This is a genomic window from Bradyrhizobium sp. AS23.2 (assembly GCF_001908185.1).
Taxonomy (GTDB): Bacteria; Pseudomonadota; Alphaproteobacteria; order Rhizobiales; family Xanthobacteraceae; genus Bradyrhizobium.
In genome coordinates this window covers 1-7544 of record NZ_LGHM01000172.1, presented here as the reverse complement: position 1 = coordinate 7544, position 7544 = coordinate 1, and the positions used below count along the sequence as shown (strand labels likewise).

At 59.3% G+C, this 7544-nt stretch carries 9 protein-coding genes and 1 pseudogene; 1 reads left to right on the top strand and 9 read right to left on the bottom strand.

What is annotated here, in order from left to right:
* The 7 genes and pseudogenes from AC630_RS32960 to AC630_RS32935 form a co-directional block, all read right to left on the bottom strand.
* Positions 1–622, bottom strand: a 622-nt coding sequence (locus AC630_RS32960; protein ID WP_245330589.1) for an ABC transporter substrate-binding protein, incomplete at its 3' end; no start/stop codon positions are given.
* Positions 619–1620 carry an ABC transporter ATP-binding protein gene (locus tag AC630_RS32955; RefSeq protein WP_074122612.1) on the bottom strand — a complete coding sequence of 334 codons (1002 nt, stop codon included), beginning with the start codon at positions 1618–1620 and terminating at the stop codon, positions 619–621. The genes AC630_RS32955 and AC630_RS32960, both read right to left, overlap by 4 nt.
* A 5-nt stretch (positions 1621–1625) precedes the next feature.
* Positions 1626–1856, bottom strand: a complete 231-nt coding sequence (locus AC630_RS47370; RefSeq protein WP_245330590.1) for an oligopeptide/dipeptide ABC transporter ATP-binding protein — start codon at positions 1854–1856, stop codon at positions 1626–1628.
* Positions 1857–2108: 252 nt separating this feature from the next.
* A pseudogene (locus tag AC630_RS46390) lies at positions 2109–2653 on the bottom strand (ATP-binding cassette domain-containing protein); the annotation flags it as partial.
* The gene (locus AC630_RS32945) at positions 2650–3489 is read right to left on the bottom strand and encodes an ABC transporter permease (protein WP_074122611.1); all 840 of its coding nucleotides are present in this window, start codon (positions 3487–3489) and stop codon (positions 2650–2652) included. The gene AC630_RS32945 and the pseudogene AC630_RS46390, both read right to left, overlap by 4 nt.
* Positions 3479–4390, bottom strand: coding sequence for an ABC transporter permease (locus AC630_RS32940; RefSeq protein ID WP_074122610.1), 912 nt, complete (start codon positions 4388–4390; stop codon positions 3479–3481). The genes AC630_RS32945 and AC630_RS32940 overlap by 11 nt, the downstream gene beginning before the upstream one ends.
* A gap of 120 nt (positions 4391–4510) precedes the next feature.
* The gene (locus AC630_RS32935) at positions 4511–4990 is read right to left on the bottom strand and encodes an amidohydrolase family protein (RefSeq protein WP_074122609.1); all 480 of its coding nucleotides are present in this window, start codon (positions 4988–4990) and stop codon (positions 4511–4513) included.
* A gap of 192 nt (positions 4991–5182) precedes the next feature.
* On the opposite strand from AC630_RS32935, the gene AC630_RS32930 reads away from it, so the two are divergent.
* Entirely contained in the window at positions 5183–5671 is a 489-nt protein-coding gene (locus AC630_RS32930) for a hypothetical protein (protein WP_143198501.1), read from the top strand.
* 560 nt (positions 5672–6231) lie between these two features.
* On the opposite strand, the gene AC630_RS45815 is transcribed toward AC630_RS32930, so the two are convergent.
* Both AC630_RS45815 and AC630_RS32920 read right to left on the bottom strand, forming a co-directional pair.
* The gene (locus AC630_RS45815) at positions 6232–6396 is read right to left on the bottom strand and encodes a hypothetical protein (protein ID WP_167561325.1); all 165 of its coding nucleotides are present in this window, start codon (positions 6394–6396) and stop codon (positions 6232–6234) included.
* A gap of 50 nt (positions 6397–6446) precedes the next feature.
* Positions 6447–7544, bottom strand: a 1098-nt coding sequence (locus AC630_RS32920) for an ABC transporter substrate-binding protein (RefSeq protein WP_074122607.1), incomplete at its 5' end; no start/stop codon positions are given.

The following is a 7544-nucleotide window of genomic DNA, read 5'->3' as shown; positions in this document are numbered from 1 at the left end:
CGCCGGCCTGCCAGCTTTTGAAAACGAAAGGACCCGTTCCTACGGGTTGACGATGAAAGCCATCGGGATCCTGTTTCAATGCTGTCGGAGAGCCAATGAAGTTGGTCAGCGCTTCGAGAGCGAGCGCCGACTGCAATGCCGGCCATGGCTCTTTCAACGAGAAACGTACGGTGTATTCGTCAACCTTCTCGACGGCTTTGACGGGCGAAAGCATCGAGGTGTTGACGCCGCTATCCTTGGCCATCAGACGCTCGTAGTGGAAGACTACGGCATCGGCGTTGAAGGGAGTGCCATCGTGAAATTTTACGCCTTCACGCAGCTTGACCGTCGCACTCAGATGGTCGGGCGCCTCGGTGAAATCGGTGGCGAGGCGAGGTACGATCTCTTTGCCTTCGTAAGCGAAGAGCGTCTCCATCACCGCCAGCGCTGGCCCTGAAGTGTTCTGATTGAAGATCCGCGCGCGCGTGTGATTGAAGCCGCTGAATTCTGCCTCGGAAGCGATGGTGAGCGTCCCACCCCGCTTCGCGGCCGCCAACGCGGATGCTGCAAGACCGAAATGAGCTGTTGCCAGAAGAACGGCAGCGGTGAACGCCTTGTGGCGAATAACGCGACAGAGAGTCATGCTTGGGTTTCCTCCTTGATCCTGGATGGATTCGCGTCGATGGCATAAGGAAAGTGGCAAGCCACTTCGTGCCCTGGTTCGATGGGCTGCAGTTGAGGTGCGACCTCGGCGCAACGGGGCCGGGCGACAGGGCAACGGCTGCGAAATTGGCATCCCGATTGATGTTGCATCGGCGATGGCATCTCTCCCTGGAGATGGATGCGTCTGGCCGAGCCATCGGGAGTAACTTGAGGGATGGCGCTCAGAAGTGCTGCCGTATAGGGATGGGCAGGCGCATTCAACAGAACGCCAGCCGGACCGGTTTCGCAAAATTTTCCCAGGTACATCACCGCGACCCGATCGGCTACGTTGCGCACCACCGCCAGATCGTGGGAAATGAAGAGCATCGTGAGTCCGAGAGAGGCTCGAAGAGTGTTCAGGACGTTGAGCACCTGCGCGCGGACAGAGACGTCCAGCGCGGAGGTCGGCTCATCGCATACCAGCATGCCGGGGTCGAGAATCAGCGCGCGGGCGATTGATATGCGCTGGCATTGTCCGCCGGAGAATTCGCGGGGATAGCGATCCAGTGCATAGGCCGGATCCAGCCCTACCTGCTCAAGCGCTGCGGCGATCCGCGCCGGCGCATCGGCATCGTACAGGCCATTGACACGCAAAGGAGCGGCCAGGATGTCGCGCACGCGACGCCGGGGATTAAGCGACGCAACGGGATCCTGAAATATCATCTGGAAGCGACGCCGCTTGGGCTTGAGAGACCGCTCGGATGCCGTGGCGATGTCTTCACCTTCGAGATGGATTGTGCCCGCTGCCGGCCTTTCGAGTCGCATGACCGCGCGCGCGACGGAAGATTTGCCACATCCGGATTCTCCGACCAGAGCCAGAGTTTCGGCGCGGTCGATTGAGAAGCTAACACCATCTACCGCGCGCACCGTCTGGCCCGACGCGGTCGCATACTCGACGTGCAGGTTGCTAACCTGAAGGACCCGGGAGAAGGAGGGCATGGTTTTCACGATGCCTCCAGCGGATTCCAACAGCGGACATCCCGATCATTCTCGACGATCAGTGGCGCAGCTTCACGGCGGCAACGGGGTAACTCGCGCTCACATCGCGGAGCAAAACGACAGCCTTGAGTGTTTCCGACCACCGCGGGCGGGCTACCGGGAATCGAGTAGAGTTGGGCGTGCGGCGGATCAGACAGCTTCGGAATCGCCCGCAGCAGGGCACCGGTGTAGGGCATTCGTGGCGCACGAAACAGCGATCTCACGTCTGCGCGCTCGACGATCTGCCCTGCATACATCACGGCGATCTCATCGGCTTGTTCGGCGGCAACTCCGAGATCATGCGTGATCATGATCATCGTCATTGCCCGCTTTGCGCGCAGACTTCTTAGCAGTTCGAGAATCTCAGCCTGGATCGTGACATCGAGCGCCGTGGTTGGCTCGTCAGCAATCAAGAGGTCCGGCTCGCAGGCGATCGCCATGGCGATCACGACACGCTGCCGCATTCCCCCGGACAATTCGTGGGATACTGATCGTATCGGCGTTGCGGAGATGCGATGCCGACCTGCTTCAGCAGTTCGATCGTCCGTTGTTTCGCGGTCCGGCCGTCGATGCGCAGATGTCGCCGCATACCCTCGGCCAGTTGAGAACCCACGGTCCGAACCGGATTGAGCGACGTCATGGGGTCCTGGAAGACCATTCCGATGCGGCGACCGCGGATGCTTTGCAGGCTCTTTTCCGATGCATGCACTAGATTGGCGCCGTCAAAGTAGATGCTGGCTTCGGCCGGGATCTCCGCATGCCGCGGCAGCAATCGCATGATTGCGCGTGACAGGACCGATTTGCCGGAGCCTGATTCTCCGACAATGGCAAGCACGCTGCCTCGTGGAACATCGAGACAGACATCATCGACCGCGTGGAGGAGTCCGCGGCTCGTCGGGAAGCGGACGCTTAAATGGCGAATACTGAGGAGAACATCTCCTGACGCTGCCGAAGGCAAGGCAGGCGCAGCGTGGCGGTCCCTGTGCACATTCATGAGAGCCCTCCACTGTGTCCGAACTTCTCCTGGCGCAACGCATCGCCGATCAGGTTGAGGCTGAGGACGGTCAGGAACAAGATGACTGCGGGGATGAGCGAGGCATGAGGGACCCGTTCCAGAGCTTCGCGGCCTTCAGCAATCATACCGCCCCAGCTTGGTGTCGGCGGCGGCACGCCTACACCGAGAAAGCTCAACGAGCCTTCGGCGACGATCATCACGGACATGATCGTCAGCACATAGGTCAGCAGCGGCATGACCATGTTGGGAAGAATCTCGCGAAAAAGGATGTAGGCGTTACTTGCGCCGGCCGTGCGTGCAGCGAGTACAAACTCCTGCCCCAGCAACGGCAGAGCATGGGATCGGGCGATTCGAGCGAAGGCCGGTATCGACATGATACCCAGAGCCAGCGTGACGTTCTGCACCGACGGACCAAGCACCACGGTGAGGCCGAGAGCGAACACGAGGCTCGGGAACGCAAGCATCGCATCGAGACATGCGAGGATGATCGTACGAATCCAGCCGCTGCAATAGCTGGCTATCAGGCCAAGCAGGGTGCCTGCGATCAGGCCGATCAGCGGCGCTCCCAGGCTGACGATCAGTGAAACACGAGCGCCGTATATCGCCCGTGCGAAGATATCTCGACCATCCAGGTCAGTGCCGAACCAGTGCGCGAAACTTGGATGGCTTTCAGGATGAGCGAAATCCATCTCGGTTGGGTTCGGCAACGGCAACCAGGGTGCTGTGATCGCCAGCGCCACGACCAGACTGATCCAGCCCAGCGGCAGGATGAGATAACGACGGTTGGTGAAGAACGATCGCGCCTTACGTGCCATGACGCATCACTCGGGGGTCGAGTACCGCGTAGGCAACATCAACCAGCAGATTTACGAAAACGAAGGCAACGCCGATGAACAGCACAACTCCTTGCAGCATGACATAGTCGCGCTGGGTGATTGCCTCGATCAGCAGGCGCCCGACACCCGGTAGAGCAAACAGTGTTTCGATAATGACCGCGCCGCCGATGAGGTGGCCGATATTGATCCCCATCACGGTGATAAGGCTGAAGGACGAGGGGCGCAGTGCGTGACGCAGCAGGATGTACCATTCGGGCAACCCCTTGGCGCGCGCCACGGCGATAAACGGCTCGCGCAGCGTGTCCGCGATGTCGCTGCGCAACAGGCGCATGTAGACCGGTGCCTCGACCAGCGCCAGCGTAACGGCCGGCAAGGTGAGCGAACGGATGCTGTTCCAAACGCCTTCGGACCACGGGACGTAGCCGGTAGCTGGGAGCCAGCCCAACCATATTGCGAACACGAGAATAAGCAGGAGCCCGAGCACAAAGTGGGGCACAGCCAACACGCCGAACGCCGCACCCGTGATCGTCCCGTCGAGGCGCGAACCCTCGCGGTAGCCGGCAATCATGCCGAGAGGGATTGCGATCAGCAGCGCGAGCAGTTGCGCATAGACCATCAACTGAAGTGACACGGGCAATCGGTGCGCGATGGCGTCGACAACGGCCTCGCCGCTCAATGGCGAGCGGCCAAGATCTCCGCTGACGGCTTGACCGAGCCAATGCAGGTAGCGCTCTACCAGAGGCTTATCGATGCCGAGTTGAGTCTCAAGTAGCTTGATGTCCTCCGGTCTCGCGTTTTCGCCGAGGAGAACATCGACCAGATTTCCGGGAAGCAGCTCGAGCATCAGGAAGATGGCGAGGCTCAGACCGGCGAGCACCATCGTAAGATGACCTAGGCGCCAACCAAGGCGACGTGCCCACGCAAGATGTCGGAGAGAGGTTGGCGTTTCCATGGAGTTGAGACGTTTCATTCACAAAAGTCGGCCGCGCTGAAACATTTCTCAGAAGCCGTAGAGACGAGCCGGATTGTCGACGAGAATCTTGCGGCGGGTCACTTCGTCCGGCACGCATTTGAACAGCAGACGGATCAAATCAGCCTCTTTGGGAAGCGTTTCCGGTTTATGGCTGACATGCGGCCAGTCCGATCCCCACAGCAGGCGATCGGGATTGGCCGTCACTAAGGCCTTCATGAACATTTCCATATCTGCATAAGGCGCGCCCTGGCACGTGTTGTGATCGGCACCAGAAATCTTGCACCAGTAACGTCCTGATTTGAGCCGCTCGCAGAGCTTCCGGAAACCGGGATAGTCAACTCCCTTGCTGGCCATAGTTCGGCCCATGTGGTCGATCGCGAACGCCAGCGGCAGCTTCTCAAGCTCTGGCGCCAGCGCATCGAGATCGCCGGCTTCGATCCAGAGCTGGGCGTGCCAGCCCCGCTCCGCTAGCCTCGGCGCGAGCGCGACGAGGTCGTTGAAATTCATGCCGCCGTGGAAAACCGGCTTGCCGTCCTGACGTAGTAAACTGATGTGGCCCCCTTAAGCCGGCATCGGTCATTTCATCGAGACGGCGATGGGCGACATCGTGCCTCAAGACTGCGACGGCCCGCAGTCGCTCGGGATAACGGCGCATAGAGATCGACGCCCTTGAATCGTATGGTGCCGAAGGTGAATCGGGTGAGTGTGCTTACCGTGCCGGTTACAATTACTATCGCAAAGCAATCAGAAAAAGGCATCCTGCGCCCGCTCTTGGCAGATTATCTGAAAGAGCTGGGCTCTTATGGTGATGTCGACGCCAACTATCCTTTCTTTGAGGCTTATTGGCGAGAACCCGATGTGCGGTGGCCATATTTCTTGTTTGGAGGGACTACCCTGATTGGCTTCGCTTTTGTGCGGGCACCGGCGGAACGCAATTTGGATTTCTCCCTGGCTGAGTTCTTCATCCGGCCGCACGCTCGCCGCAACCACTACGGTATTGGGGCAGTAACCGCGATCATGCTTGCACACCCCGGAAAATGGGAGTTAGCCGTTATGAAGACTAATACCGTCGCCCAACGCTTCTGGCCTAGAGCGATCGCCGCGGCCGGTGCACAAGAAGTCAGACGCTTCGATAACCTGGAAGTGACGACCTATCGTTTCACGGTGCAATCTGCACGGACGAATTGAGTTGGCCGACGAGTCTGCAGCCTAAAAGTAATCGCGTTTCCGGTGACGTCTCAATTTGAATGTCGGCTACGAGTGTGGGGACCGAAAAGATCCGATACGAGTGGACCGCGTGGTGGGTTTAGGGACTTTCTGCGTCCGGACGCAGTTCGACGATTAAGGTTGGCAAGGCCGCAAGGATTCATCTACGTCGTCTCGGGAGGACCTCGGTTAGAAATGGTCGATGCCCCCCACCATGGCCTGAGACTCCGCGCTGGCAGATGCGATCGTGACCGGCACACTCGCGCCTAGGACGCGCCTCGACGACACATCGCTCGCCATGGAGTTCGGACTTTCACGGACACCGACCCGGGAAGCGTTTCCAGCTTGACGCGGCGGGCTTGGAAGAATCCGCCGAGGAATACGCCCACGCCCGGCACAGGTACAACCACGTGGTCAGAGTTACGCTTTCGGCCTTGCGGCGAGATTTGACCGTCGATACCACGGTTCGGTCTGGGACGACTATGGTGCGCGCCTGTCCGTCGAGTTCGAAGAATAGCTCGACCTGACCATCGCCGCGCGGCTCATACGAGCTCACGCAGGCGCGAGTCCCATGCGTTCTCGCGCAGCACCGCGCCGCCAAGTTTCAGGAAGCCCGTGGCAGCACCTGGTCCTGCGCGAGGCAGCATCCGGTAGAGATTGAGCGGGCGGCATTCTTCGAGCACGGTGGCATATGGTGCCTGTGTCATTTCGAAGTACGGAATACGGGACAAAACGATCTCGTTTCAGGATGGACGGCCTACTTGTCGAGCCAGATGCTACGCACGCGGATGAGGCTGTTTTGCATGGGCGGAACATCCTTAACGTACGGGTGGGAAACGGCATTGTAGGTGGCGCGGATCGGGATCAACGCGATAGCATCGTCGGAGAACACCTGCGCAATATCGCAGTAGAGCTTGTGCCGGGCGTTGCGATCGACTTCTCTGCGCGCCTTGGTCAGCAGAGCGTCGATTTTCGTCGTATCGTATCGCATCACGGGCGTTCCCGAGGCGCCTCCGAAATAGTACGAGAGAACAAGGTCCGGATCGCCGCCGATGTCGTTGAAGCGCCAGTTGTCCATCTGATAGTCGCCTGACAAGCCGACACGAACATTCTGGCTTTGCTCCACCAAGCGGATGGTCACATCGATGTCAGCGTCCTTGGCGAACTCCTTAACCATGGTCGCCTGGCGCCGGCCGGCCGGCGTGTTGGTGCTGACGAGTTCGAATTTCAAGGATGCACCCAGGGACTTCACCAACCGCTTAGCCGCGACGAGATCGTAAGAGCGCCATTTTAGATCGGGACAGAACCAATCTGAATTTTGTCCGAGCAGGTCTGTCGTCGGCACGGTGGTATCGAGAAACATCGTATCGATCATGGCCTTCGCGTTGAAAGCGTGCACGACAGCCTGGCGTGCACGCGGATCGTCGAATGGTGGTTTTGCGTGGTTGAAATTCCACATAAAGCCCCCCGAGCCTTGGTAGGTGAGGACGGAGAGCTTCGGGTCTTTCTTGGCGTCGAGAACGTGGTTTGCGGTATCCAGGCGTCCGATGTCGACCTCACCCGAACGAATGCTCTGATAGCGCGTATTGGCATCGGGCAGGATGCGGAAGACCACCTTGTCGAGGTAAGGCAATCCCCGATCCCAATAGTCTGGATTGCGCTCAAGAACGACACGATCGCCGGCCTGCCAGCTTTTGAAAACGAAAGGACCCGTTCCTACGGGTTGACGATGAAAGCCATCGGGATCCTGTTTCAATGCTGTCGGAGAGCCAATGAAGTTGGTCAGCGCTTCGAGAGCGAGCGCCGACTGCAATGCCGGCCATGGCTCTTTCAACGAGAAACGTACGGTGTATTC

What these genes read in the sequence shown, in the direction of transcription:
- AC630_RS32955 (WP_074122612.1), bottom strand. Translation starts at nt 1,620, where the DNA reads ATGCCCTCCTTCTCCCGGGTCCTTCAGGTTAGCAACCTGCACGTCGAG.
- AC630_RS47370 (WP_245330590.1), bottom strand. Translation starts at nt 1,856, where the DNA reads ATGCCCTACACCGGTGCCCTGCTGCGGGCGATTCCGAAGCTGTCTGAT.
- AC630_RS32945 (WP_074122611.1), bottom strand. Translation starts at nt 3,489, where the DNA reads ATGGCACGTAAGGCGCGATCGTTCTTCACCAACCGTCGTTATCTCATC.
- AC630_RS32940 (WP_074122610.1), bottom strand. Translation starts at nt 4,390, where the DNA reads ATGGTGCTCGCCGGTCTGAGCCTCGCCATCTTCCTGATGCTCGAGCTG.
- AC630_RS32935 (WP_074122609.1), bottom strand. Translation starts at nt 4,990, where the DNA reads ATGAATTTCAACGACCTCGTCGCGCTCGCGCCGAGGCTAGCGGAGCGG.
- AC630_RS45815 (WP_167561325.1), bottom strand. Translation starts at nt 6,396, where the DNA reads ATGACACAGGCACCATATGCCACCGTGCTCGAAGAATGCCGCCCGCTC.